Annotated in this window: 25 protein-coding genes; 10 read left to right on the top strand and 15 right to left on the bottom strand. The window is 69.7% G+C overall.

The genetic code is table 11. The annotated features are described in order from the left end of the window. Positions 1 to 35 precede the first annotated feature (35 nt). Positions 36 to 932 carry a helix-turn-helix transcriptional regulator gene (locus tag OHA18_RS22020; protein ID WP_328997141.1) on the top strand — a complete coding sequence of 299 codons (897 nt, stop codon included), beginning with the start codon at positions 36 to 38 and terminating at the stop codon, positions 930 to 932. Continuing rightward, complete coding sequence (locus OHA18_RS22015; RefSeq protein WP_328997140.1) at positions 932 to 1,471, top strand: MOSC domain-containing protein; 540 nt, start codon at positions 932 to 934, stop codon at positions 1,469 to 1,471. The genes OHA18_RS22020 and OHA18_RS22015 overlap by 1 nt, the downstream gene beginning before the upstream one ends. Here OHA18_RS22015 and OHA18_RS22010 read toward each other — a convergent pair. Both OHA18_RS22010 and OHA18_RS22005 read right to left on the bottom strand, forming a co-directional pair. Next, positions 1,449 to 2,255: a biotin--[acetyl-CoA-carboxylase] ligase gene (locus tag OHA18_RS22010; protein ID WP_328997139.1), complete on the bottom strand. Its 807-nt coding sequence runs from the start codon at positions 2,253 to 2,255 to the stop codon at positions 1,449 to 1,451. The genes OHA18_RS22015 and OHA18_RS22010 overlap by 23 nt on opposite strands. Next, positions 2,255 to 4,882, bottom strand: coding sequence for a phosphoenolpyruvate carboxylase (locus OHA18_RS22005; protein WP_328997138.1), 2,628 nt, complete (start codon positions 4,880 to 4,882; stop codon positions 2,255 to 2,257). The genes OHA18_RS22010 and OHA18_RS22005 overlap by 1 nt, the downstream gene beginning before the upstream one ends. 243 nt (positions 4,883 to 5,125) lie before the next feature. Between OHA18_RS22005 and OHA18_RS22000 the strand changes: the two genes are divergently transcribed. Continuing rightward, entirely contained in the window at positions 5,126 to 5,308 is a 183-nt protein-coding gene (locus OHA18_RS22000; protein WP_328997137.1) for a hypothetical protein, read from the top strand. 114 nt (positions 5,309 to 5,422) lie between these two features. On the opposite strand, the gene OHA18_RS21995 is transcribed toward OHA18_RS22000, so the two are convergent. Next, entirely contained in the window at positions 5,423 to 6,049 is a 627-nt protein-coding gene (locus OHA18_RS21995) for a TetR/AcrR family transcriptional regulator (RefSeq protein WP_328997136.1), read from the bottom strand. 65 nt (positions 6,050 to 6,114) lie between these two features. Between OHA18_RS21995 and OHA18_RS21990 the strand changes: the two genes are divergently transcribed. Beyond that, positions 6,115 to 6,591 carry an SCP2 sterol-binding domain-containing protein gene (locus OHA18_RS21990; RefSeq protein ID WP_328997135.1) on the top strand — a complete coding sequence of 159 codons (477 nt, stop codon included), beginning with the start codon at positions 6,115 to 6,117 and terminating at the stop codon, positions 6,589 to 6,591. A 2-nt stretch (positions 6,592 to 6,593) separates the two neighbouring features. Here the strand turns inward: OHA18_RS21990 and OHA18_RS21985 are convergent, their stop codons facing one another. Next, positions 6,594 to 7,067: a hypothetical protein gene (locus OHA18_RS21985; RefSeq protein ID WP_328997134.1), complete on the bottom strand. Its 474-nt coding sequence runs from the start codon at positions 7,065 to 7,067 to the stop codon at positions 6,594 to 6,596. Positions 7,068 to 7,158: 91 nt separating this feature from the next. Between OHA18_RS21985 and OHA18_RS21980 the strand changes: the two genes are divergently transcribed. The 3 genes from OHA18_RS21980 to OHA18_RS21970 all read left to right on the top strand — a co-directional run bounded on the left by OHA18_RS21980 (position 7,159) and on the right by OHA18_RS21970 (position 10,591). After that, positions 7,159 to 8,736, top strand: coding sequence for an acyl-CoA carboxylase subunit beta (locus OHA18_RS21980; RefSeq protein WP_328997133.1), 1,578 nt, complete (start codon positions 7,159 to 7,161; stop codon positions 8,734 to 8,736). A 70-nt stretch (positions 8,737 to 8,806) separates the two neighbouring features. Continuing rightward, positions 8,807 to 9,013: an acyl-CoA carboxylase subunit epsilon gene (locus tag OHA18_RS21975; protein ID WP_328997132.1), complete on the top strand. Its 207-nt coding sequence runs from the start codon at positions 8,807 to 8,809 to the stop codon at positions 9,011 to 9,013. 342 nt (positions 9,014 to 9,355) lie between these two features. Then, positions 9,356 to 10,591: an IS110 family transposase gene (locus OHA18_RS21970; protein ID WP_329006146.1), complete on the top strand. Its 1,236-nt coding sequence runs from the start codon at positions 9,356 to 9,358 to the stop codon at positions 10,589 to 10,591. Between the two features lie 36 nt (positions 10,592 to 10,627). Here the strand turns inward: OHA18_RS21970 and OHA18_RS21965 are convergent, their stop codons facing one another. Further along, positions 10,628 to 11,818 (bottom strand): Maf family nucleotide pyrophosphatase, encoded by a 1,191-nt coding sequence (locus OHA18_RS21965; RefSeq protein ID WP_328997131.1) that lies wholly within the window; start codon positions 11,816 to 11,818, stop codon positions 10,628 to 10,630. Next, positions 11,815 to 13,518: a DUF885 domain-containing protein gene (locus tag OHA18_RS21960; RefSeq protein WP_328997130.1), complete on the bottom strand. Its 1,704-nt coding sequence runs from the start codon at positions 13,516 to 13,518 to the stop codon at positions 11,815 to 11,817. Before OHA18_RS21960 ends, OHA18_RS21965 begins: the two co-directional genes overlap by 4 nt. A 94-nt stretch (positions 13,519 to 13,612) precedes the next feature. Here OHA18_RS21960 and OHA18_RS21955 point away from each other — a divergent pair, with 94 nt between their 5' ends. Next, on the top strand, positions 13,613 to 14,851 hold the full coding sequence (locus tag OHA18_RS21955; protein ID WP_328997129.1) for a neutral zinc metallopeptidase: 1,239 nt from the start codon (positions 13,613 to 13,615) through the stop codon (positions 14,849 to 14,851). Here OHA18_RS21955 and OHA18_RS21950 read toward each other — a convergent pair. Further along, positions 14,831 to 15,166: an MmcQ/YjbR family DNA-binding protein gene (locus OHA18_RS21950; protein WP_328997128.1), complete on the bottom strand. Its 336-nt coding sequence runs from the start codon at positions 15,164 to 15,166 to the stop codon at positions 14,831 to 14,833. The genes OHA18_RS21955 and OHA18_RS21950 overlap by 21 nt on opposite strands. Before the next feature lie 2 nt (positions 15,167 to 15,168). Next, positions 15,169 to 16,575, bottom strand: a complete 1,407-nt coding sequence (locus OHA18_RS21945) for a DHA2 family efflux MFS transporter permease subunit (RefSeq protein WP_328997127.1) — start codon at positions 16,573 to 16,575, stop codon at positions 15,169 to 15,171. A gap of 92 nt (positions 16,576 to 16,667) precedes the next feature. On the opposite strand from OHA18_RS21945, the gene OHA18_RS21940 reads away from it, so the two are divergent. Then, entirely contained in the window at positions 16,668 to 17,210 is a 543-nt protein-coding gene (locus tag OHA18_RS21940) for a TetR/AcrR family transcriptional regulator (protein WP_328997126.1), read from the top strand. On the opposite strand, the gene OHA18_RS21935 is transcribed toward OHA18_RS21940, so the two are convergent. From OHA18_RS21935 to OHA18_RS21910, 6 genes are read right to left on the bottom strand one after another with little or no spacing between them, the layout of a single operon-like run. After that, positions 17,207 to 17,749: a hypothetical protein gene (locus tag OHA18_RS21935; protein WP_328997125.1), complete on the bottom strand. Its 543-nt coding sequence runs from the start codon at positions 17,747 to 17,749 to the stop codon at positions 17,207 to 17,209. The two genes, OHA18_RS21940 and OHA18_RS21935, sit on opposite strands and share 4 nt — an antisense overlap. Further along, positions 17,746 to 19,047 (bottom strand): DUF58 domain-containing protein, encoded by a 1,302-nt coding sequence (locus tag OHA18_RS21930; protein WP_329006052.1) that lies wholly within the window; start codon positions 19,045 to 19,047, stop codon positions 17,746 to 17,748. The genes OHA18_RS21935 and OHA18_RS21930 overlap by 4 nt, the downstream gene beginning before the upstream one ends. After that, positions 19,044 to 20,027: an AAA family ATPase gene (locus OHA18_RS21925; protein ID WP_329006051.1), complete on the bottom strand. Its 984-nt coding sequence runs from the start codon at positions 20,025 to 20,027 to the stop codon at positions 19,044 to 19,046. Before OHA18_RS21925 ends, OHA18_RS21930 begins: the two co-directional genes overlap by 4 nt. 9 nt (positions 20,028 to 20,036) lie before the next feature. Continuing rightward, positions 20,037 to 20,624, bottom strand: a complete 588-nt coding sequence (locus OHA18_RS21920; RefSeq protein WP_329006050.1) for a hypothetical protein — start codon at positions 20,622 to 20,624, stop codon at positions 20,037 to 20,039. Continuing rightward, positions 20,621 to 21,343: a DUF4129 domain-containing protein gene (locus OHA18_RS21915; protein WP_329006049.1), complete on the bottom strand. Its 723-nt coding sequence runs from the start codon at positions 21,341 to 21,343 to the stop codon at positions 20,621 to 20,623. Before OHA18_RS21915 ends, OHA18_RS21920 begins: the two co-directional genes overlap by 4 nt. A gap of 17 nt (positions 21,344 to 21,360) precedes the next feature. Then, positions 21,361 to 22,572, bottom strand: coding sequence for a GNAT family N-acetyltransferase (locus OHA18_RS21910; protein WP_329006048.1), 1,212 nt, complete (start codon positions 22,570 to 22,572; stop codon positions 21,361 to 21,363). A 261-nt stretch (positions 22,573 to 22,833) separates the two neighbouring features. On the opposite strand from OHA18_RS21910, the gene OHA18_RS21905 reads away from it, so the two are divergent. Further along, positions 22,834 to 23,907 carry a GTP-binding protein gene (locus OHA18_RS21905; RefSeq protein WP_329006047.1) on the top strand — a complete coding sequence of 358 codons (1,074 nt, stop codon included), beginning with the start codon at positions 22,834 to 22,836 and terminating at the stop codon, positions 23,905 to 23,907. On the opposite strand, the gene OHA18_RS21900 is transcribed toward OHA18_RS21905, so the two are convergent. Then, positions 23,904 to 24,605, bottom strand: coding sequence for a maleylpyruvate isomerase N-terminal domain-containing protein (locus OHA18_RS21900; protein WP_329006046.1), 702 nt, complete (start codon positions 24,603 to 24,605; stop codon positions 23,904 to 23,906). The genes OHA18_RS21905 and OHA18_RS21900 overlap by 4 nt on opposite strands. Between the last annotated feature and the right edge of the window lie 34 nt (positions 24,606 to 24,639).

The following is a 24,639-nucleotide window of genomic DNA, read 5'->3' as shown; positions in this document are numbered from 1 at the left end:
AAGTACGACGACCCGGCGGCGGGCACGATGGTCCTATGACCGACGTGCTCGCCGCCTTCGTCGACGTGTTGGCCGACGCGCTGGACGATCACGGCGCGACCGCGGCCGACCTGGCGACGCGCGCCGGGCTGTCCCGGTCGCACTTCGACCGGATGGTCGCGGCCGCGGCGGGCGAGCGGCCCGGGGCGCTGCGACGGCGGATCCTGCTCGAGCGGTCGGCGTACCGGTTGCTGACCGGGCCCGGGCACATCCTCGACGTCGCGGTCGAGGCCGGGTACGGGTCGCACGAGGCGTTCACGCGCGCCTTCGGCCGGGCGTACGGCGTACCGCCGGCGCAGTGGCGTGGCCGGCCGGACCGGATCCGGCTCGACGCGCCGAGTGGCATCCACTTCCACCCGCCGAACGGTCTGCGGGTGGCGGCCAGGGACGAGGTGAGTTCGATGGATCTGGTGCGGACGATGGTTGACCATCACGTCTGGCTGCTCGGCGAGATGCTCGGGCAGGCGGCGACGCTGGCCGACGAGCAGCTCGACCGGCCGATCGAGATCTCGGTCGAGGGGATCGACGACAGCCCGACGCTGCGCTCGATGCTGTCCCGGCTGGTCGGTCAGCTCGGGATGTGGCACGCGAACCTGGTCGGCCAGGAGTACGACTTCTCTGTAGAACAAGGGGAAAGCGTGCAGAGCATGCGGCGCCGACTGGCCGAAGTCGGGCCGGCGTTCGCAGCAGAAGTCGGCGACCTGTGCAGCGCGAATCGGTTGGACGAACTGATCGTGTGCCCTGGCGAGAACGTCGAGGTGTACGCGGCCGGCGCGATGATCGCGCACGTGCTCACGTTCGGGTCGTACCGCCGTACGCTCGTCGCCGGGGCGTTGCACGACGCCGGGTGTGCGGACCTGGACAGTGGCGATCCGATTCGGTGGATCAGCTGATGGGCGCGCGGGTGGTGGCGGTCAACGTTGTGTACGAGGTGATTCGTGGGCCGACTCGGTGGACGGCGATCGACAAGCGGCCGGTGCGTGGTGCGGTCGAGGTCGGGGAGCTCGGGCTGATCGGTGATCGGCAGTGCGACACGCGGTACCACGGCGGGCCGGACAAGGCGCTCTACGCGTACGCCGAGGAGGATGCGGCCTGGTGGTCCGTCGAATTGGAGCGGGACATACCGCCGGGGTTGTTCGGCGAGAACCTGACGACGTGTGGCTTGGACATCACCGGGGCGGTGATCGGTGAGCGGTGGCGGATCGGCGGGCCGAAGCACGGGATCCTGGTCGAGGTACGGTCGCCGCGCACGCCGTGCGGGAATCTGTCGGGGCGGATGGGGATCCACCGGTTCCATCACCGGTTCGCGAAGACCGGTCGGGTCGGGGCTTACTTGAAGGTGCTGGAGACAGGTTCCGTATGTGCGGGCAACCGCATCGTCGTGGTCCACCGCCCCGACCACGGACGCACTATCGGGTCCGCAGGTGAGTGACGTCCCCCGCCGCCAACGGTCTCGGACCATCGGCGGTGTCCACGATGAGCCGGCCGTCGTCGGCCAGGTCGCGCGCTACGCCTTCCAGGAACGTGCCGTCCGGCAGTTCCACCCGCACCGCCTGACCGAGCGTCGCGGACAATTCGCGGTACTCCGGTAGCACGACGCCGGGATCACCCTTGGCGTCGACCCAGGACTGGTAGCGGGAGGCGAGCTCGCGGAGGACAGCGGCCATGACGGTGGCGCGATCGGTCGTTGCTGCCTTCTCCAACTCCAGCGAGGTCGCCGCCTCGTGCGGCTTCTCGTCGGAGCGCAGCGTCACGTTGAGCCCGATGCCGACGACCGCGGCCGGCCCCTCGATCCGCTCGAGCAGGATGCCCGCCAGCTTGCGGTCCTCGACCAGTACGTCGTTCGGCCACTTCACCTGCGCCGGCACCTCAGCAACCGAGCGCACCGCAGCGGCAACGGCCAGCGGAACCAGCAGCCCCAGCCAAGGCCACCGGGCGGCCTCTACCGTCACCGGACGCAGCAGAACAGACATGAGCAGCGCTGACCGCGGTGGTGTGGTCCAAGTCCGCCCCAGCCGCCCGCGACCGGACGACTGGTACTCCGCGGCAACAACCAACCCCTCCGGCTGTCCGCCCGCAGCCGCAGCCGCCACGACCGCATTGGTCGACGGTGTGTCCGTGAGTACGTCGATCTGCGTCCACAGCGCACCGGGACGCACCAGGCGCCCCCGCAGGAACTTCTCGTTCAGCGGGGGCCGGTCCAGGTCGCTGAACATCAGCCGGTGTTCTGCAGGCCGGCAGCGACACCCGAAACGGTCAGCAGCAGCAGCCGTCGGGTGCGGACGATCTGCTCCTCGTCCAGCGAGTCATCGGTGCGCAGCGTCCGGAGCGCCCGCAACTGCAGGTAGCTGAGCGCATCGACGTACGGGTTGCGCAGCTCCACCGCACGACCCAGCACGCGCCGCCCCTTCAGCAACCGCTCCTGGTCGAGCACCTTGAGCACCCACTCGGTCGTCAGCGCATGCTCATCGAGCATCTGGCGCGTCAGCTCCGGCCGGTCACCCAGCTCCAGGTAGCGGCTGAGGATGCGTCGGTCTGTCTTCGCCAGCGACATCTCCGCGTTCTCCAGCATCACCTGGAACAGCGGCCAGTTCTGGTTCGCGTCCTGCAGCAGTGCGACGTCTCCGACCGCGGCGAGCGCAGTACCGAGGCCGTACCAACCGGGGGCGTTCACGCGGGCCTGCGACCAGGCGAACACCCACGGGATCGCGCGCAGGTCCTCCAGCGACGACACCGCCACACCGCGGCGCGCCGGCCGCGACCCGAGCGGCAGCTGCCCCAGCTCCTCCAGCGGAGTCACGCGGCCGAACCACTCCGCGAACCCGTCCGCCTTCACGAGCCCGTGGTACGCCGTCCGCGCAGCCTCGTCGAGCGTCTTCTCCATCACCGAGAAGCGCTCCGCCGCAGCCGTGGCCCGCTCCTCGATCGCCGGAGTGGACGCCAGCAACGTCGCCGCGGTCACCTGCTCGATGTGCCGCTGCGCGATCGCGGCGTTGCCGTACCGCGCCGGGATCGCCTCGCCCTGCTCCGTGAGCTTGAACCGGCCGGCCACCGACCCCGGAGCCTGCGCGAGTACGGCGCGGTTGGCCGGGCCACCGCCACGGCCGAGTGCACCGCCGCGACCGTGGAACAGGGTCAACCGGATCGCGTTGCGCTGCGCCCAGGCGGTGATCCGCGCCTGTGCGTCGTACAGCGCCAGCGTCGCCGACACCGGTCCGACGTCCTTGGCAGAGTCGGAGTACCCGAGCATGACCTCGAAGCGCCGGTCGTTCGCGGTGAGCCGGTGACGGACCCGCGTCAGCTGGATCGCGTTGTCCAGCACCTCCACCGAGTTCTGCAGGTCCTCGCCGGTCTCGAACAGCGGTACGACGTCCAGCTCGATCGGCCGTCCGTCCAGCGCGGCGTCGGCCAGCTCGTACACAGCGGCGAGGTCGCCGGCGTTACGGGTGAACGACACGACGTACCGACGGCAGGCTTCGGGGCCGAAGCGCTGCTGGATCTGACCGATCACCCGGATTGTCGCCAGCACTTCCTCTGTCTGGTCGGACAGCTCACCGCCGCCCAGGACCTCTTCCAGAGCCTTGGCGTGCACCGAGGAATGCTGACGGATCTCCAGCTCGGCCAGGTGGAAACCGAACGACTGCACCTGCCAGATGAGCTGCTGCAACTCGCCGTACGCCTGGCGTGGGGCTCCTGCCGTGACCAGAGAGTCCTGCAGCACCTTGAGCTCGTGCAGGTAGTCCGCGGCCCGCGGGTAACCGAAGTCGGCGTCGCGAGCGCGCGTCGCGGCCAGACGGCGCGCCGCCAGCAACAGCAGCTGCCGGTGCGGTTCGGACGGTGAACGGCTCTCGATGTCCGCGATCAGCTCGGGGTTGACCGCTCGGGCGTCCTCCAGGATGCGACGGACCGGAGCGGACGGCGGAGTGGTCCCGGCGTCCAGGGTCAGTGCGCGGCCCAGTACTTCGGTGGCCTGCTCCAGCGCGCGGAGCACGTGGTCGGCCTGGATCTGCATGGCCTCGCGGGTGATCGCGGCAGTGACGTTCGGGTTGCCGTCGCGGTCGCCGCCGATCCACGACCCCAGGTGCACGAAGGGCGCCACCACCGGTGTACGCGTCCCGGCCGCGTCACCGGCCAGCGCGTCGTCGAGGCGGCGGTAGACGTTGCCCACGACATCGAACAGGGTCTCTTCGAAGACAGCCATCGCGGACCGCACCTCGTCCAGCGGAGAGGGCCGGCTGGTGCGGAGCTGCGACGTACGCCACAGGACGTCGACCTGCTCGACCAGACGACGGCGGTTCTCCGCCAGGTCGCTGTCGCCGGCCCGTGGGTCGTGGCGCTCGTCCAGCAGCGACGAGATCCGCCGGATCGTCGCCAGTACGGCGCGGCGCCGGGCCTCGGTCGGGTGCGCGGTCAGTACGGGGCGGAACTCCAGTCCGTTCAGCAGGGCGCGGGCCTGCTGCTCGCCGCTGTCGCGGGAGATCTGCTCGACGGCCTGGGCCAGCTCGGACACCACGGCCTCGCTGCCGGCCCGGTCGCGCTCCCGCAGTACGCGGGCGCGGTGCAGTTCCTCGCTGAGGTTGGTCAGGTGGAAGTAGCAGGTGAAAGCCCTGGCCACATCCTCGGCGCGCTCGTGCGGCCACGACGCCACCAGTTCCTCGGCCGCGGCGCCGTCGCCGGCAATGGTCAGCTCGCGTAGTTTCTCGACGTCGTCGAGCAGCGGCTGACCGGCGTACTCGACCAGAACCTTGCCGAGGATCTCGCCGAGCAGGCGGACGTCGGCCCTGAGTTCTTCAGGCACCTCGAACCGCGCGCGGGTACGGGTCTCACTTCCGGTCTCGCTCACGTTCGCCCACCCTATCGGCGGACGCCCGTCCACGCCGCAGAGTCCACCACCTGGAAGCCGATCGTGACCGCTCGTACAGCTACTTCACAGTATGTGGAGCGATGGATACCCTCACCCGGCCCGCCCGCCGCGCTCCGGCTGGGGCTTGGCGGGCTGGTACTGGCGGATGTCCTCGCTAGTGATCAGCGTCACCGGGCTGCCCGACTCGGCGCCGATTTCGGCCACCCGCGCCCAGTTCGGCTTGTGCGACAGTTGCTGATCGCGATCGGCGCTCCACGGCTCGCTGATGCCGACGCGGTCGGGTTCACCGTGAACGGGTCCGGCGGCACCGCTCGGGCGATCCGGGTGTCCGGGCCGACCAGCGTGCTGAGCTTCGTCCCGCGGGAGCTGAGCGGCACGACGACGTACCGCCAGCCGGGTCCGTGATCGCGCGGATCGGTGTCGCCGAGCAGTTCGTGAGATGCCGACGGCATTGCCCTCCTTGTGGCAGCGCGGCCGCCTGGTCCGGCCGCCGTCGGGGGAACCTATCGCGGCCGGGGATCAGACGTTGCCGAAGCCGCCGCCGACGACCTGGGAGACGGTTCTCGCCAGCTCGGCCGGGCTGCGGTCGGTGCCGTCGACCACGAGCATCCGGGCGCTGGCCTCGGTCATCGCGGCGAGCATCTCGGCCAGGACCGGGAGGTTCGCGTCGGGGTCGGTGACGCCGGGGAGGGACTGGAGCAGGGTCAGTCGCAGGCTCTCGACCAGGAACGCCCGGGCGGCGCGGACCCGCTCGGCGACGACGGGTGCAGCGCCGTACTGCGCGCCGAACACGATCCGCCACGACTGCGGCTGCTTGGAGACCGCGGTCAGGAACGCGGTCAGGCCCTCGAGGACGTGCTCCTGCGGGGTGCCGATGCTCGGGTCCGCGGGCAGCGCGGCGACGATCGAAAGGACCAGATGCTGCTCCTCGCGGGCGAGCAGGGCCAGCAGCAGCTCGTCGCGGTTCGCGAACGAGTCGTAGACGACCGGCTTGGTCACGCCGGCCGCGTCCGCCACCGACTGCATCGTCGTACCGGCGAAGCCGTTCGCGGAGAAGACCTCGAGCGCGGCGTCCAGGATCAGCGGCCGGCGGCGCTCGGGACCGAGATGACGCGCGCGCCGGCGTCGTTCAGGGTCCTCAACCACTTGACAAACCTACCGCATCGTAGGAAATTCCTACAGTCTGGTAGGAACTGCCGCGGGGGTGGTCGATGGCCGAGCGAGGCAGTGCCGGTTGGCTCGAGTCCGAGGGGATCACCACCCTGGATGCGAGCGAGCTGGCGAAGTTGGTCGACCGGACATCGGAGCGGGAGCTTCGGCATCATCTCATCGGGGGAGTGCGACAGGTCGCGTTGCGCGAGATCTTTCGCCGGATGCCGGAGTACCTCCGACCCGCCCGGGCCGCCGGGTTCGACGCTGTGATCAGCTGGCAGATCACCGGCGCGGGCGGGGACGGTCATGCGATCGACGAGTACTGGATCCACGTCCACGACGGACGCTGCGCCGTCCACACCTCACCGCCGGCCCCGGCCGACATCTCCATCCGCACCGACCCGGCCACGCTGCTCCGCATCGTCACCGGCAACGAGGACCCGATAGTGGCAGTCCTCAAACAGCGCCTCTCAGTCCGCGGCGACCTGGCCCAAGCCGCTCGCCTGACCAAACTCTTCGCCGTCGGCCCTACCTGATGTCAGCGTTCGAGGCGCTTCGGCCCAGGTGCGGCGGGACGCGTCGGCGTGGTCGTGGTTTCCGCAACGGGAGCCTGCACCCTCCGCAGCGGCGGGATCGCCGGGTCCTGTGCAACCGGCGGGTGTCTCTCGAACACGCTGACTGCCGCATACGCCTCGTCGCCCAGCGATCCGCCGTACCTCTCAGCCTCTCTGTGCACGTCCAGACCGCGCGCCGTCCATCCCGCTACTTCCGTCGGCAGCGCGTCGAAGCGCTCGATCAGCATGCCCGCGGTCGCACTGGCGGCAGCCGCACGGCTCGCTGCCGGGATGGCGGACATGGCCACCAGGATCTCCGCGGCGGCGGCCGCCACTTCGCGAGGCGAACGCATCTGCCCCGCGGTCAGGCTCGTGAGGATGCCTGCATGATGCTCGGCCCTGGTCACGAGACGCTCGGTGACGACTGGCCGGATCTGTTCGATCAGCTCATCTGGCACGGTCGGTAATGTAGCGAAGACCCGGTCCAGGGCGACGGTTGCGGCGGACGTCACAGGCGGTACGGCGTACTGACGCGTAGGCTGCCCGTTCATGGGAGAGACGGTGAACATCCACACCACGGCCGGGAAGCTCGCGGACCTCGAGCACCGGCTGGACGAGGCCGTGCATGCCGGGTCGGAGCGCGCGGTGGAGAAGCAGCACGCGCGCGGCAAGAAGACCGCCCGCGAGCGGATCGAGCTGCTCCTCGACGACGGCTCGTTCTCCGAGCTGGACGAGTTCGCCCGGCACCGGTCGACCAGCTTCGGCCTCGACGGCAACCGCCCGTACGGCGACGGCGTGGTGACCGGGTTCGGCACCATCGACGGCCGCCAGGTGTGCGTGTTCGCGCAGGACTTCACCGTCTTCGGCGGCAGCCTGGGTGAGGTCTTCGGCGAGAAGATCGTCAAGGTGATGGACCTGGCGATGAAGATCGGCTGCCCGCTGATCGGCATCAACGACTCCGGCGGCGCCCGGATCCAGGAAGGGGTCGTGAGCCTCGGCCTGTACGGCGAGATCTTCCGCCGCAACGTCCGCGCCTCGGGTGTGATCCCGCAGATCTCCCTGATCATGGGCCCGTGCGCCGGCGGCGCGGTCTACTCCCCCGCGGTCACCGATTTCACCGTCATGGTCGACGAGTCGTCGTACATGTTCATCACCGGCCCGGACGTGATCAAGACCGTCACCGGCGAGGACGTCACCCAGGAGGAGCTCGGCGGCGCGCGGACGCACAACACCAAGTCCGGCAACGCGCACTACCTCGGCAGCGACGAGGAGGACGCGATCGAGTGGGTGAAGGCGCTCGTCGGCCACCTTCCGCAGAACAACCTCGAGGACCCGCCGGTGTACGACGCCCCGGCGGATCTCGAGCCGACCGAGACCGACCTCGCGCTGGACACACTGGTCCCGGACTCGCCGAACCAGCCGTACGACATGCACACCGCGATCGAGGCGGTCGTCGACGACGGTGAATTCCTCGAGGTGCACGCGTTGTTCGCGCCGAACCTGATCGTCGGCTTCGGCCGGGTCGAGGGCCGCCCGGTCGGCGTGGTCGCGAACCAGCCGATGCAGTTCGCCGGCACCCTCGACATCGACGCGTCCGAGAAGGCGGCCCGGTTCGTCCGCACCTGCGACGCGTTCAACCTGCCGATCCTCACGTTCGTCGACGTACCGGGTTTCCTGCCCGGCACCGACCAGGAGTGGAACGGCATCATCCGCCGCGGCGCCAAGCTGATCTACGCGTACGCCGAGGCGACCGTCCCGATGATCACCGTGATCACCCGCAAGGCGTACGGCGGCGCGTACGACGTGATGGGCTCGAAGCATCTCGGCGCGGACATGAACATCGCCTGGCCGACCGCACAGATCGCGGTGATGGGCGCGCAGGGTGCGGTGAACATCCTGTACCGGCGCGAGCTGGCCGGTGCCGAGGACCCGGAGTCCCGTCGGCAGGAGCTGATCACCGAGTACGAGGACCAGCTGGCGAACCCGTACATCGCGGCCGAACGCGGTTACATCGACTCGGTGATCAAGCCCAGCGAGACCCGCGCCGAAATCATCCGCGCCCTCCGCCTCCTCCGCACCAAGCGAGACACCCTGCCCCCGAAGAAGCATGGGAACATCCCCCTCTAGCGGCGCTTACGTCCGAAGATCCGAGGCTACGTGCCCGCACTTCTTCGGACGCAACGAGATAGGAGTGTTGATGCGTACGCAGGTATTGCGGGTGGTGAAGGGTGAGCCTACGGCGGAGGAGCTGGCCGCCCTGGTCACGGTCCTGGCTGCCCGGGCCGCGGGCCCGGGGCCCGCAGCGGACCCACAACGCGCCGGCAACTGGGCGACATACTGGCGCAACGCCCGCACCCCGTTCCACCCCGGCCCGGGTCAGTGGCGAGCGTCAGCACATCCGTAATCTGCAGCTCGGCAGGACATATACGTCTACTTCGTGGGTCGCGCACGCGTAGCCCGGCAGTGGAGCGCGCCGAAACGGGCGATACCTCCTAATGGGTCTTATCGGGTCGGTCGCTGGCAGACTCGGTGCCTGGTAGCCGCTGGCGGGTGAGCACTCATACCTCCTGGACTGTTTGAGTCCTGTCGACAGAGCGTGCCCTCGCCGGTGGTCGGGAGATCTGTACGGCTGATGGGGTGTCGTGCCTACTGCCCGCGGGTTGGGTTGGTGTGAGCACTGATCCATTAGGGCGCCGGGGGTCTCTCGCGGGCTGCTGACAGCCGAGTGTGGAGCGGAGAGTTGATGATGTTGCTGGTTGGGGATGACTGGGCCGAGGATCACCACGATGTCGAGATCCAGGACTCTGGTGGCCGGGTCTTGCGGGTGGCGCGGGTGGCTGAGGGCATGGCCGGGATGGCGCGGTTGCATGAGCTGATCGCGGAGTTCCTGGGCGACGATGACGGCGCGGAGGAGGTAGTGGTCGGGATCGAGACCGATCGGGGCCCATGGGTGCGGGCGCTGGTCGCGACGGGGTACCTGGTGTTCGCGGTGAACCCGAAACAGGCTGCCCGGCATCGTGAGGTGCTGTCGCTGTCGGGTGCGAAGGACGACAAGACCGACGCGCACACGCTGGCCGACATGGTCCGGACCCGGCGTCACCAGTTACGGCCGGTCGCGGCCGATTCGGAGCTGGCCGAGAGCATCAAGGTGCTGGCCCGGGCGCACCAGGCCATGATTCAGGAACGGACCCGGCACATGCTGCGGCTGCGGTCGGCGTTGCGGGACTACTTCCCGGCCGCGCTGGACGCCTACCAGCAAGGCACCTTGACCCTGACCGGCCAGGATGTGCTGGCGTTGCTGGCCAAAGCACCTACGCCAACCGCGGCGGCCGAGCTCACCATCGGCCAGATCACAGCGGCGTTGAAGACCGCCGGCCGGCGTGGTGACCTGACCGCCAGGGCCGCGCAGGTCCAGGCCGCGTTGCGCACCGAACAGCTCGGCCAGCCCGACCTCGTCACCGGCGCCTACGCGGCCACGGTCGGTTCCACGGTGGCGGTTCTGCAGACCCTGACCACCCAGATCACCGCCCTGGAAAGCCAGGTCGAGGCCTATTTTGGCCGGCACCCGGACGTTGAGATCTACCGCAGCCAGCCCGGCCTCGGACAGATCCTCGGCGCCCGGGTGCTCGCAGAGTTCGGCGACGCCCCCGGCCGCTACCACGACGCCAAAGCCCGCAAGAACTACGCCGGCACCGCACCCACCACCCGCCAATCCGGCAAACTGCGGACCGTGCACGCCCGGTTCATCCACAACAACCGGCTCGTCAACGCCCTCGGCCTGCAAGCCGGCGCCGCCATCCTGCACGACCACCACGTCCGCGCCTACTACGACCAACTCCGCAGCCGCGGCCTCGGCCACCACGCCGCCCTCCGCCAGATCGCCAACCGCCTCGCCGGCATCCTCCACGGCTGCCTCAAAACCCACACCCCCTACAACCCCGACACCGCCTGGGCGCACCGCACCCAAACCACCGCCGCTTGACAGCCTTAGCTCCTGGGGTGTCTGTCGAGCTGCCAATCACGCCCGGCGGAAGCGGACCAGCGGATACACCGGGGCGTTGCCCGTGTTGCGGGTCGGGCCGGCGAAACTTGTTGCGCCGTCGAGTACGAGGCCGTGCCGGGCGGCGAGTGCGACCAGGTGGGTGAGGGCGTCCTGGGAGCGGGTTTCGTCGGGGGTGCGGCCGTCGGCGTAGCGGCCGGCGTCGGTTTTCTCTGTGGTGGTGACGAAGACGCCGTCGGTGCGCAGTACCCGGGCGACCTCGGCGATCAACGGCTCGCTGTCGTCGAGCAGGTGCAGGAGCCAGACCGCCACGACCGCGTCACACCGGCGGTCCGCGACCGGCAACGTCGTGGCATCCGCGGCCAGGACGTGCCCGGGCAGCCGGACCCGGGCGTGCTCGAGCATCGCGGTGGACACGTCGACCCCGTGCACCAGGTTGCCCAGGGCAACGAGCTCGGCGCCGACAATGCCGGTGCCGACGGCGAGCTCGAGGACGCGACCGCCCTTGGGCAGCAGCGAGTCGACGGCCTCGGCGGCGGCCACGGCGCGGGCAACACCGCCGCGCGTCTCGTCGTACGACGAGGCAACGGTCTCGTCGTAGATGTAGGTGGAGGTGGTCTTCCACAGCTCGGGCCAGGCGATGCCGACCTCGGCGAGCATCCGCCGCAGCAGCGGCAGCGAGAGCCCGACGACGTTGTGGTAATCGCCGTCGACAGCCGTCACGAACGGACCACCGAGACCGTCGACGGTGAAGGAGCCGGCGACGACGAGCGGCTCACCGGTGGCGACGTACGCGTCGATCTCGTCGTCGGTCAGCTCGGCGAAGTGGACCGTCGTCGAGGCGAGCTCGCGCTGCTCCACCTTCGCGTTGGTGTCGATCAGGCAGTGGCCGGTGTGCAGTACGCCGCTGCGCCCGCGCATCATCCGCAGGCGTTCGCGCGCGACGTCCGGCGTACCGGGTTTGCCGTAGGCGACGCCGTCGAACTCGAGGACCGAGTCGCAACCCAGCACCGTGGCGTGGTCGGTCAAGCTCGCGATGACCGCGCGCGCCTTCAGGGTGGCGAGCAGGCGGGCGAGCTCACCCGGGCTCTCGGCCGTGATGTTGTCCTCGTCGACGCCGGAGACGATCACCTCGGGCTCGACACCGGCGCCGCGCAGCGTCTTCAGTCGCGCCGGTGACGCCGACGCGAGGACGAATCGCAGACTCATAGCTTCGCCAGCGCCCGGCGCAGCGGGTCCAGGCCGATCGAGCCGAGGTTCAGCGCGTCGGAGTGGAACGTCCGCAGGTCGAACGCGGATCCCTTGCGCTGCTTGGCTTCCTCGCGCGCCTGCAACCAGATCCGCTCACCGACCTTGTACGACGGCGCCTGGCCGGGCCACCCGAGGTACCGGTTGAGCTCGGCCTGCAGGAACTCGGTCTCCATCCGGCAGTGCGCCCGGAGGAACTCGAACCCGAGCTCGGCGTTCCACCGCTCCCCCGGCCGCCAGCCGAACGGATTGTCGCGCGGGATCTCCAGCTCCAGGTGCATACCGATGTCGACGATCACCCGCGCCGCGCGGAACCCTTGCGCGTCCAGCATGCCGAACCGCGCACCCGGCTCCTCGAGGTAGCCCAGCTCCTCCATCAGGCGCTCGGCGTACAGCGCCCAGCCCTCGCCGTGACCGGACACCCAGCAGGCGATCCGCTGCCACCGGTTCAGCAGGTCGGTCCGCAGCATCGTCTGGGCGACCTGGAGGTGATGCCCGGGCACGCCCTCGTGGTAGACGGTCGTGACCTCACGCCAGGTGGCGAACTGCTCGACACCCGCGGGCACCGCCCACCACATCCGGCCCGGCCGGGTGGTGAGGTCCTCGCTCGGCTGCGTGTAGTAGATGGAGCCGTCCGAGGTGGGCGCGATCATGCACTCCAGCGTGCGGATCTCGTCGGCGATGTCGAAGTGCGTGGACCCCAGCTCGGCGACGGCCGCGTCGGACAGCTGCTGCATCCAGTCCCGGAAGGCATCTTTACCGCGGATCGTGCGCGCCGGGTCGTTGTCGAGCAGCGCGGCCGTCGCCTCGATGTTCCGCTCGCCGCCGTTCAGGCCGGCGGCGATCTGCTGCATGTCGTTCTCGATCCGGGCCAGCTCGGCCCAGCCCCACGCGTACGTCTCCTCGAGGTCGATCGTCGCACCGAGGAAGCTGCGCGAGGCCAGCTCGTACACCTCGCGGCCGCACGCGTCCCGCTGCGGTGCGCGCGGCGCCAACTCGGTAGTGAGCCAGGCGCCGAACTGGTCGAACGCCTTCCGCGCGGACGCCGCCGCGGCCTCGACCGTCGGCTTCACCGCACTCTCCGGCGCCTGCGCGGCCAGACCGGCGAAGAAGTCGTCGCCGTCCGCGCCGGTCCAGCTGGCGATCCGCTCGGCCAGCCCGTTCACCTGCCGTACGGCGGAGATCCGGCCCAGCGCGGCCTGCTCGAGCAGCGTGTCGCGGTACCCGTCGAGCGTCGTACCGATCTGGTTGAGGCGGATCGCGACCGTCTCCCAGTCCTGCTCGGTGTCGGTCGGCATCAGGTCGAACACCTGCCGCAGCGCCGCCGGAACCGACGAGATCGCGTTCAGCTGGTGCTGCGGTACGCCGGCCTCGTAGCGCTCGAGCTCCAGCCCGAGCCGCTCCACCAGCGCGTCCTTGGCGACCTCCTCCCGCGGGCTCGCGGGCTCGATCGATCGCGCCTCGGCGACGGACCGCCGGGCCAGCTCGATCCGCGCCTCGAAACCGGCCGGCGTGAAGTCCGGCAGCTCGTGGTCGTGGCCGGCGATCCCCAGCTCGGTCGCCGTGATCGGGTCGAGCAGGATCTCCTGCTCGAGGTGCCGTTCGGCGAGCTGGTCGATCGGGCTGTTCGGCGTACTCGCCGGTGTGCGGGCATCGGTCACGCTGCCGACCCTACCGTCCGGGGGCGCACGATACTGACCTGTTTGTTGCCGATACTGTGGCGGTTGCTGTACAGCCATCAGGAGAGGAACGGCGTTGAGCCAGCCACCCTACGGGCCGCCCGGCCAGAACCCGCCGTACCCGCCTAACCAGCCCCCGTACCAACCGCAGAACCAGCCCCAGAACCCGCCGCAGTACCAGCGGCCGATGTACGGACCGCCGCCAGGTCAGTACGGCGGACCGCCACCCCAGGGCCCCGGCTTCGGCTGGGGTCCTAACTTCGGCCCGCCCGGTCCGGGCGGTCCTGGTCCCGGCGGTCCTGGTCCCGGATGGCAGCCGCAGCGGCCGCGGAAGAAGTCGAAGGCGCCGCTGATCGCGATCCTGTCGATCGTCGGTGTCGCGATCGTCGGCGGGTGGATCATCGGCGTCGTCAAGAAGAACGCCGACGACGTCACCACCCCGCCGGTGAGCCCGACCCGGTACACCCCGGAGCCGACCGGGGCACCGACGGAAGAGCCCACCGAAGAGCCCACGGACGGGCCGACCAGCGAGCCTCCGACCGAGGAGCCGACCAGCACGGAGACGACCACGGCCGCGCCGAAGGTGTCGGACTCGGCCGTCGTGGCCAAGAACGCGCTCTACAAGGTGGGCCAGATGAAGACGGTCAACTGCAAGGAGCCCTCGGTCCGGCCGACCAACGCCCGCAACGCGGCGGCGTACTGGACCGCGATCAAGCCCTGCCTGGACAAGTCGTGGGCGCCGCTGGTGACCAAGGCCGGCTACAAGTTCAAGGCGCCGACGATGACGTTCTGGGCCGGCACCAACGCGACCGGCCCGTGCGGCACCGGTCCGGTCGAGGTGCCGTACTACTGCTCGGCCAACAACAACCTGTACATGAAGGTCGACGTCTTCGTGAAGACGTACATGGAGTATCCGGACGCGGAGTCCAAGGCGTACTCGCGGATGTGGTACACCCGGTCGGTCGCGCACGAGTACGGGCACGGCGTACAGAACATGACCGGCATCCTGCAGGCCTCCGACAACATCCGCTACGAACTGACCAACTACGACGACCGGACCCGGCAGACCCGCCGGATGGAGCTGCAGGCGAACTGCTTCGCCGGCGTCTTCCTCGCGGTGAACAAGCGCAGCTATCCGATCAGCGGCGAGATGCTCTACGTCTGGAACAAGTGGGTCGTGACCGCCGGCGACAAGCCGGAGGAGGGCGACCACGGCAGCGTGGCGAGTCAGCAGCGGTTCATGGGTACGTCGTTCAAGACCGGCAACCCGGCCAGCTGCAACACGTTCGCGGTGTCACCCAGATACGTCAGCTAGTCCCGGCGGCGCGACCTGCCGCCACGAGTCGATCAGGATGTCGTGCAGCTCGTCGGCGTCCTCGAGCGCAGCAAGGCGGGCCCGAACCCAGTTCGAGCCCGCCTCGTGCTTCGGCACCCAGAACTTCCCGGGTTCCGCCGCGATCAGTTCCTCGCGTTCCAGCCGGGGACACCGGACCGCGAACGACGTCTGGTCGTCCGGCACCGTGACGAACATCCGCCCGGCCACGTCGAACGTCGGGTGTCCCCAGCGCTTCTTCTCCACCGTCTCCGGGAACGACAGCGCGATCCGTCGTACGTCGTCAGCGTCCAGCACGGTCACACTGTAGAGCGTCGACGTCCCGGCAGCAGGAACCCTACGAGCGCACCGACGGCGACGATCGCGGCTCCGGTCCAGACCGCCGGCACCAGCCCGGCGGCGTAACTGGCCGGGGACTCGTACGAGCCGGCCGAGGCGAACACCGAGGCGAGTACGGCGACGCCCATCGCGACACCGACCTCGCGGATGGTGTTGTTCGTGCCGGACGCCACCCCACGGTCGGCGTCGGACGCACTGCTCATCACCACGCTCGCGGTCGGCGCGAAGGTCAGTCCCATCCCGACTCCGGCGAGGACGAACGGCACGACCATGTCGCCGTACTGCGTCGTCGCGGTGGTGATGAGTGCGATCCATCCGAGTGCACTGGCGAGGAACAGCTGACCGACCACGATCAGCGTCCGCGCGCCGACGCGATCGACGATCAGACCGGCGATCGGTGCGACCACCAGTGGCGCCGCGGTCCACGGCAACGTGCGGACGCCGGACTGGAACGGCGTGTAGTGCTGCACGACCTGGAAGAACTGCGCGAGCAGGAACACCGACCCGAACACACCGACCGAGAACGTGAACGCGACGACGTTCACGACGCTGAACGACCGCACCGAGAACAACCGCAGCGGCAGCATCGGGGCGCTCGTCCGGTGCTCCCAACCGATGAACGCGGCCAGCAGCACGACGCCTGCGATCAGCGAGCCCAGCACGCCGCCGGACGTCCAGCCTTCATCGGCTCCGTGCACGACACCCCACACGATGGACAGCACGCCGGCCGCCGCCAGGACCAGTCCGAGCAGGTCGAGCCGCTTCGCCGTCCCCCTCGACTCGGTCAGGACGCGAGCAGCGAGCACGACGGCGAACACGCCGACCGGCACGTTGAGCCAGAAGATCCACTGCCAATTCAACCCGTCCACGACGGCGCCACCGACCACCGGACCGACGGCGACTCCCAGACCCGAGATGCCGCCCCAGATGCCGATCGCCGCGCTCCGCTGCTTCTCCGGTACGGCGCTCGCGAGCAAGGTCAGCGACAGCGGCATCACGGCCGCGGCGCCGATGCCCTGGATCGCGCGGAACGCGGTCAGCATCCACGGCTCGGTCGCCAGCGCACAGGCGGCCGACGCGAGCGTGAACAGCGTGATCCCGGCCAGGAACATCCGCCGCCGGCCGAGCCGGTCGCCGATCGCGGCCGCGGTCAGCAGCAGCGCGGCGAAGGCCAGCGTGTAGGCGTTCACGAACCATTGCAGGTCGGACAGCGACGCGTTCAGCTCGGACTTGATCACCGGCAGCGCGTTCGTCACGACCAAGTTGTCCAGCGTGACCATGAAGGTGGGAATCCCCACCGCGGCCAGCACCACCCCGAGCCCACGGCTCCGGGTCCCCACCACTTCCCTGTCCGCCAGAGCGGTCATCGCAAGCTCCTAGTTGTAATTGACTGATAACAAGCTCGATGACGAGAGTATGCATCCACTGATAACATGTCAAGCAACGGAAGGAGCTGCAGATGACTGCAAGGGTTCGGCTGACCGCCAAAGAGCGTGGTGCGGAGGTGTTGCAGGCGGCCGTTCAGGCGTTCGCGGCAGCGGGGTACGAAGGCACCAAGACCGATGAGATCGCCCGGATGGCGGGGGTGTCACAGCCCTATGTGATCCGGCTGTTCGGGACCAAGCAGCAGCTTTTCCTGGCTGCCGTGAACAGCGTCTGCGGGCGGATCGAGGAGATCTTCCGCGAGGCGGCCGACGAGACTCCGGAGCTCGGCGCGCTGGGTCGCAACTACAAGCGGCTGCTCGACGAGCCCGAACTGCTCCTGGTCCTGCTGCACGGGTTCTCCGCCAGTGGCGACCCGGCCATCGGCGACTGCGTCCGGGAGCGCTTCGGCAGCATCTACATCCTGATCCGGGAGCTGACCGGCGCCTCACCGCAGGAGGCCCGGGAGTTCCTCTCCGCCGGCATGCTGCTGACCGTGATGTCCGCGATGCAGGTCATCGGCCCGAACGCCATCCCGATGCCCTGGGCCGAAGAGATCGCCGGCACCCTCGGCAACTAGTCCAGCTTCTGGCCCGCAGCGAACCATATGCTCGCCGTCCCCAGCCCCATCGCAACAACCGTCACCACCAGCGACCCCGGCGCGTCCGCTCCCCGGACCAGTGCGGCAGCCAGAGCCACGACCGGCACCAGCAGCAAGGCGATTGCCGTCGGCAACCACCAGCGCCGGAGCGCGGCCGGGTGGACGCGAGCGTACGACGGCAGCTGGGCAGCGAACGCGCAGGCCAGATGCAGCACCACGAGCGCCAGCGCGGTCAGGATGAGGCTCCAGCTGATCTCGCTCGGCGCGCGCATCAGCCAGCCGAGGGCGACGACCAGCAGGAACACCAGGCCGGCCAGCGAGTCCGGCAGCACGATAGTTGCCAGCAGCATCGGTACGCCGACGAGCGGGATCAGATCCAGCTGGTCCCAGGACTGCACCGCCGGTACGACGAGCGCGACAGCACCCGTCACCGCGATCACCAGCCGGGCGAAGACAACAGCCCGACCCGACGCACGCAGCTGCGCCAGCCAGAGCGTGATCTTCTCGGCGGTGCTCATGAGCGGATCCTCGGGGCGGCGGACAGGCGGGCGGCGTCCCGCAGTACCTCGTCGAGGGTTCCGGAGCCGCGCCACGGAACCGTCGGTACGCCGAGGTCGCTGAGCCGATCGAGGTCGCGGCGGCGTTCGAGCAACCGCAGCCGCCAGGCGAGCGGCCAGGACCGGGCGTCGTGCGCCTCCGGGTCCAGGATCGAGGTGATGTCGGGCGGCAACGTGTCGATCGCGATCACGGTGCAGCCGGAGTGCACGAGCGTGACGATGTAGCCGAGCATCACCGGGCGCAGCAGCGGGCTGAGGACGAGCACCAGGCTGTCCGAGCGGACCCGGTTGCGCCGCGCGAGCTGCTCCTCGTCCTGCTGCCGGCCGCGCCGGTCGGCGTGGACGAGCGTGTCCAGGATCCGCCGCAGATGCGCGCGCCCGCTCCCGGACCGCACCCCACGGAACAGGCTGCCGGTGTCGATCAGCCGCACCCGGTCGCCGTTGCGCAGATAGTGCTCGGCAACCGCCGCGGCCGCCCGGACTGCGGTGTCGAGGCTCGACGACCGGCCGTCGATCCCTTCGCTGAGCCCGATCTCGCCGCCGGTGTCGACCATGATCACGACCTCGGTGTCCCGGTCCGACCAGGTCGACGTGACGTGCAGCTCCTGCGTACGCGCCGACACCGCCCAGTTGATCCGCCGCAACCGGTCACCGGTCCGGAACGGCCGTACCCCAGCCAGCTCCGTCCCCTCCCCCGGGCGCCGCGATCGGTGTAACCCGACGAGTCCGGCCGGCCGCGGTACGGCGTCGACCGCCTCGAAACCTTCCCGCAGCGGCAGCGTCGTCACCGCCTGCGACTCCACCGACGTCACCTGGATCCGGTACGCCCCGATCGTGGACGTTGCCGTGACCGTTGGCCGCTCCAACGACCGCAAGCCCCACCGCTTCGACCGTACGCCGACCTCGAGCGTCACCTCACCGTCCGAGACCGGCTCCGCGATCGCCGCCTGCGGCGGGTCGTACTGGAACCAGGCCGTCCGCGGCAGCGCCGCCACGATCAGGTCGATGTCCGGGTCGACCCCATCCGGCACGCGCAACCGGTACGTCGTCGCCTGGCCCTCGAACAACACGTCCGCGTCGAGCTCGGTGTGCACCTCCGGTCGCTCCCGCGGCCGGAAGAACCGTCCCCACGCGGCCAGGAACGCCAACGGCAACCCGAACACGGCAGCATCCGGCCGCCGGAACAGTACGGCGACCGCCAGCAGCACCGCGGCCACGCAGATCGCCCGGATCTGCGCGTGCGTCGGACGCCACCTCATGCGCTGGTAGCGCCGACCACGGTAGGCGGCGCCGCGACCGAACCGAGCACCGTCCGTACCACTGTCGCCCCGGTGACCTCATGCAGCCACAGCTCCGGCCGCACCGTGATCCGGTGCGCCAGCGCAGCCACAGCCACCGCCTTCACATCCTCCGGTACGACGTAGTCGCGGCCCTGGATCACCGCGTACGCCCGTGCTGTCAGCAGCAGCGCCAACGAACCACGCGGCGACGCACCTACCAGCACCTGCGAGTCCCGACGGGTCGCGGACGCCAGGTCGACGCAGTACTGGCCGACGGTGTCGTCGACAGTCACCCGTTCGACGGTCTGCTGCGCAGCGAGCAGGCCCGCAGCGTCGGTCACCGCCTCGACGGTCTGGTCCTCGCGGCGACGGCTCATCCGGCGCCGCAGCACCTCCCACTCCTCCGCGGGACTCGGGTAGCCGAAGCCGATCCGCAGCATGAACCGGTCGAGCTGTGCTTCCGGCAGCGGATAGGTGCCTTCGTACTCCACCGGGTTCGCGGTCGCGAGCACGTGGAAGGGCGTCGGCAGGGGGAACGTCTGTCCCTCGACTGTGACCTGATGCTCCTGCATCGATTCCAGCAGGGCCGCCTGCGTCTTCGGTGGGGTCCGGTTGATCTCGTCCGCCAGCAGCAGGCCGGTGAAGATCGGGCCGGGCCGGAAGACGAACTCGGACTCCTTCTGGTCGTACACGAACCCGCCGGTGACGTCCGACGGCAGCAGGTCCGGCGTGAACTGCACCCGCCGGAACTCCAGCCCGAGCGCCTGCGCGAACGACCGCGCGGCCAGTGTCTTGGCCAGACCCGGATAGTCCTCGAGCAGCACGTGCCCGCCGGCCAGGACTCCCGCCAGGACCAGCTCCAGCGCCTCGGCCTTCCCGACCACGGCCTGGCTGACGCGCTCCAGCACCTGCCGGCTCAGGTCGGAAACCTGACCGAGAGTCAGCTCGCCATCAGTCACAGATATCCCTCACAAGTTCTCGATGGTGTGGATCGCGTACTCGATCTCGTCGAGGGACGCGGTGCGCTTGTCCTCACCGGTGACCAGCTGCCACAGCCGGTCGCCGGTGATCTCGCGGGCCCGGTCCGGCTCGCGCTCGGGGTCGACGCCGTGCCGGTGCACCAGGCAGTCGGTGGTCAGCTCCAGCAGCATCGGCCGGACCCGGCGTACGAAGGTCTGCGAGCCTTCACCGGCACGCCGCTCGCGGCTCGACTCCTGCAACCAGGTGGCGATGAACTGGGTCCGGTTGTCACTGGTCCGCGTCCGCAGCGCGGCGAGCTTGTCGTCGTGCTGACCAGGCCAGCTCGTCTCCACCACCTGCGGCAGCACCAACCGGATCGCCAGCGAACCGACCCCGGCCGCCAGTGCGGCGCCGACGAACCAGAGCGGCCGCGGCGCCATCCCCGCGGCGCCGAACACGGCCACCAGCAACAAACTCGCCAGCACCGCGAAGCCGACGTGCTGCAGCAGCAACTTGTTCGGCCGCAACGACCGGCTCTTCTTGACCTCCTGCGGCGGCCCCTTCTCCTCCAACGGCGACCAGCGGTACGACGTCATGGGCTCGCCTCCACCGTGTCGGGATGGGCCGCCGCGAGCTCGTCACGCAACCGGATCAGCGCCGCGCGCGCCTCGGTCCGCGCGTCCTCGCTCGATCCGTGCGTGGAGTACCGTGCCTCGCGGTACAACCCACCGAGCCGGACCAGTTGCCCCTCGGAAATCCCGCCGATCCCGAGCACGCGCACGGTGAACTCCGCCGGTGTCTCCGACGGATCCCGCGGTACGCCGGCCGACGCAGCCGCCTCCTCCAGGGCCACCCAGCACGCGATCACCGCGTCCGTCGCCTTGCCGGAGTCGATCCGGGCCAGACCGGCGTCGACCGCCTCGGCAAGGCGCTCCGTCTTCACCCGCTCCCAGTCCGGGTCGTCAGGCTCCGCCTGCGGCAGCCGCACCTTGCTGATGATCCGGTAGATGACCAGGCCGATGAACACGACCAGCGCGGCGATCGCCAGGTAGATGACCGCCTGCCACAACGCCTTCAGCCAGGCCGGCATCTCGACCGGTTTGATGTCGCGCGGCGATGGTGTCGCCGTCGGCGGCGGCGCCCCGGTGTCGGACGGTGTGAACGTCGGCAACGGCCGCGGGCTGGCCTTCAGCGTGCTGTCGCTCACCGGCCGGACCGGTCCGCCGGCCGACGCCAGCACCACGAATCCGGCCGCCACAAGCCCCACGAGCACCACGGCGGCCACCGCGAGCGCGCCCCGACGCTGCGTCTGCATCTGGGCAGGCTACCTCGTCAAAAGCCCGTATCGAGGAAGGGGAGCCGAGATGTGGAAAGCGCTTCCGAGGTTGCGGTGAGCGCACCGGTGGTGTGCTCGTCGACCAGACCGGCGCGGCCCAGCCTGGCGAGTGACGGACGGCCGAGGTAGACGGCGCCGAGATCCCGCACGTGCAGCGTCAGGTCCGCGTCGCGAGTGGTCGACTCACACTCGGCGCCTTCCGGTCCGCCGGTGAGGTGCCAGCGGCCGGCGTTCCAGGGCAGGAAGTCGTCAACCACCTCGATCACGACGTCGACGTCCCGCGCGTAGGTCCGCCCCGCGAGCGCTCGGGGCACATCGACGGGCCGGACCCACAGACCGTCCCGCGTGATCGGCGACGGCGCTCGCGGGTCGAGCAGCAGGTCCAGCAGCGGGTCGTCGGACGCGACCGTCTCGCAGCGGGTTTCACCGAGCAGATCCGGCTCCATCAGATAGCGCCACAGCGCCGCATGGGATGCCAGGTCGACCGCGTGCACCCGCAGTACGTCGACGTACCCCTTCTCCGCCCGCTTGGTCCGGTAGTGCGCGAACCCGGTCAGCTCGCCGTCCCGCTCGGCCAGCACACACCGCAGCTTCGACGCGTTCGAGGTGTTGCTCATCAAGGTGTCGCTGATGGTGAACTCCTGCCAGCGCTCGTCGTGCTGGAACATCCCCGGTCGCTCCAGCGCCAGCTTGTTCCGCAGCTCCGCACAGCGCGACAGGCTCTCGCGGACGTCGACGTACCGGATCCGCACCTCGTCGATGCCGGCCACCGGGCGCAGCGTGCGCGACACCTTCGGTACGACGATCTCCTGGACGTCCGACGCGAGCCCGTACCCGAACCGCGGGTAGATGACCGGCTCGCTCGCGGTCAGCGCGGCCAGCGGCTCGGTGCCGGCCTCGTGAATGTCGGTCAGCTGTGCCCGCATCAGGTCGCGGAGGATGCCGCGCCGCCGGTGCGTGGCCCGGACGCCGACCATCGTCACGCCCGCGACCGGCAACTGCCCGCCGGGCACGGTCATCTGGTGCGAGAACGTCCCGGTATGCCCGACGAGCTGTCCGTCGTCGATCGCGACCGTCGACCGGTCGCGTTCCCAGATCTTTCGTTCGGACTCGTACTGCGCGTCCGTCCACGGCGACGAGAACGCCATGTCCAGGAGCTCCAGGAGCTCGTCCCATTCACCGGTGAACCGCCCGATCTCGATCGCCATGCCCCTTGACTATCAGACGATCGGGCGGCCCACCTGTCCTTTTCCGTGTCCTTAACACCGTGATGGACCAGTTGGTGAGCGTTCCGGATCCGCTCGAGCCCGAGCCCACGCGCCTGGATGGCGGCCCGCAGCACGTCCGGGAACTCCCGTTCCTCCAGGCACCGGACCCTAGGCACAGCAGGCGATTCGGGCCAGCCCGGCGGCAATTGACAGTTAGGACCAGCTCTGGACTGATGAAAACCGTTTTCATATACTGGAGAGATGACCGCCCGAGCGAAGACTCCGTTGTCCCTGTTGGTGGGGCTCTCCACGACCTTGCGGGAGCCTGTCCTCGATGCGATGACCGACGCCACCACCGTGGTCGTGGTCGTGGACCAGGGCGAGCTGCCCGGGCGAGGCGTGCTGTCCTGGCAGGTGCACGACACGTCCGGGCCGATCGACGCCGGCGAGTTCACGGTCGGCGACGACTGCGGCGCGTGCCAGCTGATCGAGTCACTCGTGCCGTTGCTGGAGGCACTGGTGGCGCGTCAGCACTGGGACCACATCGTGCTCTCCGCCCCGGCTGCGATGGAGGCGCGACCGCTCGTCGTGACGCTGGCGTCCGGGCTGCCGGAGATCGTCGTCGACACGGTCACCTGCGTCGTCGACGCGGTGCTGCTGCTCGAGCAACTGTCCGGTGACGAACTGCTCGCGGAGCGCGGTCTCGCACTCGGTCTCCCGGACCGCCGCAACGTCGCGGAGCTGACAGCCCGACAGATCGAGTACGCCGACGTGTGCGTGCTGGCCAATGCGCATCGCAGTACGGCGGCTCTGCGCCTGGAGCATCTGCTGGAGCATCTGAACCCGCGGACCTCTGTGGTCACCGCAGACGTCGCCGGCGTACCGGCTGGACCGGTTGCGCGGACGGGACGGTTCGACTTCGACGCTGCCGAGGCGTGGGCCGGCGAGCTTGCATCTTCGGACCGGGTCCAGCCGAGCGGCGACGGTGTGACGACCGTGTTGTGGACGTCGACGCGCCCGCTGCATCCGACCCGGCTGAACGACGCGCTCGAGGACATCGTCGACGGCGTGGTCCGCAGCCGAGGCGTGGTCTGGCTGGCAAACCGGCCGACCCAGCGCGTGCGGTGGGAGTCTGCCGGGTTCAGCGCGTCGCTCGGGATGCTGGGCGAGTGGTCCGAGACCGAGCACCTTGCGGAGTGCACGGTGGTCGCGACCGGGATGGGCCTCGATCCGGCGCGCTTGCAGGCGATCCTGGACGCCTGCCTGCTCACCGAGTCCGAGCTGGCCAACCTCGACTGGCAGGAGCTGGAAGACCCGTTCGCCGGAGTGTTCTAACCCAGCAGCGGCAGGCGGCTCGCGTGCGGGCCGAGCATGTCCAGGTCGTCCTCGTCGAGCGGCAGCCGACCGGTTGCCTTCAAGACGTACGTCGTGGTGTCCCAGCCGATCACGTCCCACGCCTCCGGCCCGAACAGCCCGTCCAGCGTCCGCGCGGTCACCTGCAGCGCCTCCGGGTCCGGCTCCGGCGCGTCCCGCAGCCCGACGATCATGTCGAGGTGATGGACCGTTGCCTCAAGCACCAATGTCGCGACGAAGTCGACCGACCGCAGGACATGTCCCTGGGTCTCGATCCGGTGACCCTTCGTGGCCAGTCCGAGCGCGGCCGCCCGGACCGCCGCCTCGGACAGCTCGCGCCAGTGCTGCACGAGGAGGCCGGGTTTGCGGTACGAGCCCGCCACGTGCCGGACGAAGCTGGTGTCGCCCTGGTCCTCGGGCCGCGGCGGGAAGTCCCGCCAGTACGTGACGAAGTCCCGATCGGGTTCGACGACGGCCGGGCTGGCGAACGCGACCAGCGCCCGCTCGGCGTCGTACAGCAGATGCACGAGCAGCGGACCGACGGGCATGCCGGGGCAGCGGGTCTCGCGGTAGAAGTCCGCGTCGCTCAGCCCCTGCACCGTCTCGGTCAGCCGCCCGTAGGTGCGCCCCAGCGTTGCCGCCAGTCCCAGCGGCAACGCGCCGCGCTCGGGTGCCTTCATCCCCGGCCCTCCTCGGTGTTCTCTGAAGAACTTA

Source organism: Kribbella sp. NBC_00709 (genome assembly GCF_036226565.1).
Lineage (GTDB): Bacteria > Actinomycetota > Actinomycetes > Propionibacteriales > Kribbellaceae > Kribbella.
The sequence above is the reverse complement of the archived record's forward strand: the minus strand, read 5'-3'. Positions and strand labels throughout refer to the sequence as shown.

Bases quoted from the DNA above. Each gene is read 5' to 3' on its own strand.
- OHA18_RS21965 (WP_328997131.1), bottom strand. From the start codon at position 11,818: ATGAGTCTGCGATTCGTCCTCGCGTCGGCGTCACCGGCGCGACTGAAG.
- OHA18_RS21900 (WP_329006046.1), bottom strand. From the start codon at position 24,605: ATGAAGGCACCCGAGCGCGGCGCGTTGCCGCTGGGACTGGCGGCAACG.
- OHA18_RS21940 (WP_328997126.1), top strand. From the start codon at position 16,668: ATGACTGCAAGGGTTCGGCTGACCGCCAAAGAGCGTGGTGCGGAGGTG.
- OHA18_RS21910 (WP_329006048.1), bottom strand. From the start codon at position 22,572: ATGGCGATCGAGATCGGGCGGTTCACCGGTGAATGGGACGAGCTCCTG.
- OHA18_RS22020 (WP_328997141.1), top strand. From the start codon at position 36: ATGACCGACGTGCTCGCCGCCTTCGTCGACGTGTTGGCCGACGCGCTG.
- OHA18_RS21990 (WP_328997135.1), top strand. From the start codon at position 6,115: ATGGCCGAGCGAGGCAGTGCCGGTTGGCTCGAGTCCGAGGGGATCACC.
- OHA18_RS21970 (WP_329006146.1), top strand. From the start codon at position 9,356: ATGTTGCTGGTTGGGGATGACTGGGCCGAGGATCACCACGATGTCGAG.
- OHA18_RS21980 (WP_328997133.1), top strand. From the start codon at position 7,159: ATGGGAGAGACGGTGAACATCCACACCACGGCCGGGAAGCTCGCGGAC.
- OHA18_RS21935 (WP_328997125.1), bottom strand. From the start codon at position 17,749: ATGAGCACCGCCGAGAAGATCACGCTCTGGCTGGCGCAGCTGCGTGCG.
- OHA18_RS22010 (WP_328997139.1), bottom strand. From the start codon at position 2,255: ATGTTCAGCGACCTGGACCGGCCCCCGCTGAACGAGAAGTTCCTGCGG.
- OHA18_RS21975 (WP_328997132.1), top strand. From the start codon at position 8,807: ATGCGTACGCAGGTATTGCGGGTGGTGAAGGGTGAGCCTACGGCGGAG.
- OHA18_RS21905 (WP_329006047.1), top strand. From the start codon at position 22,834: ATGACCGCCCGAGCGAAGACTCCGTTGTCCCTGTTGGTGGGGCTCTCC.
- OHA18_RS21920 (WP_329006050.1), bottom strand. From the start codon at position 20,624: ATGACGTCGTACCGCTGGTCGCCGTTGGAGGAGAAGGGGCCGCCGCAG.
- OHA18_RS21930 (WP_329006052.1), bottom strand. From the start codon at position 19,047: ATGAGGTGGCGTCCGACGCACGCGCAGATCCGGGCGATCTGCGTGGCC.
- OHA18_RS22015 (WP_328997140.1), top strand. From the start codon at position 932: ATGGGCGCGCGGGTGGTGGCGGTCAACGTTGTGTACGAGGTGATTCGT.
- OHA18_RS21945 (WP_328997127.1), bottom strand. From the start codon at position 16,575: ATGACCGCTCTGGCGGACAGGGAAGTGGTGGGGACCCGGAGCCGTGGG.
- OHA18_RS21915 (WP_329006049.1), bottom strand. From the start codon at position 21,343: ATGCAGACGCAGCGTCGGGGCGCGCTCGCGGTGGCCGCCGTGGTGCTC.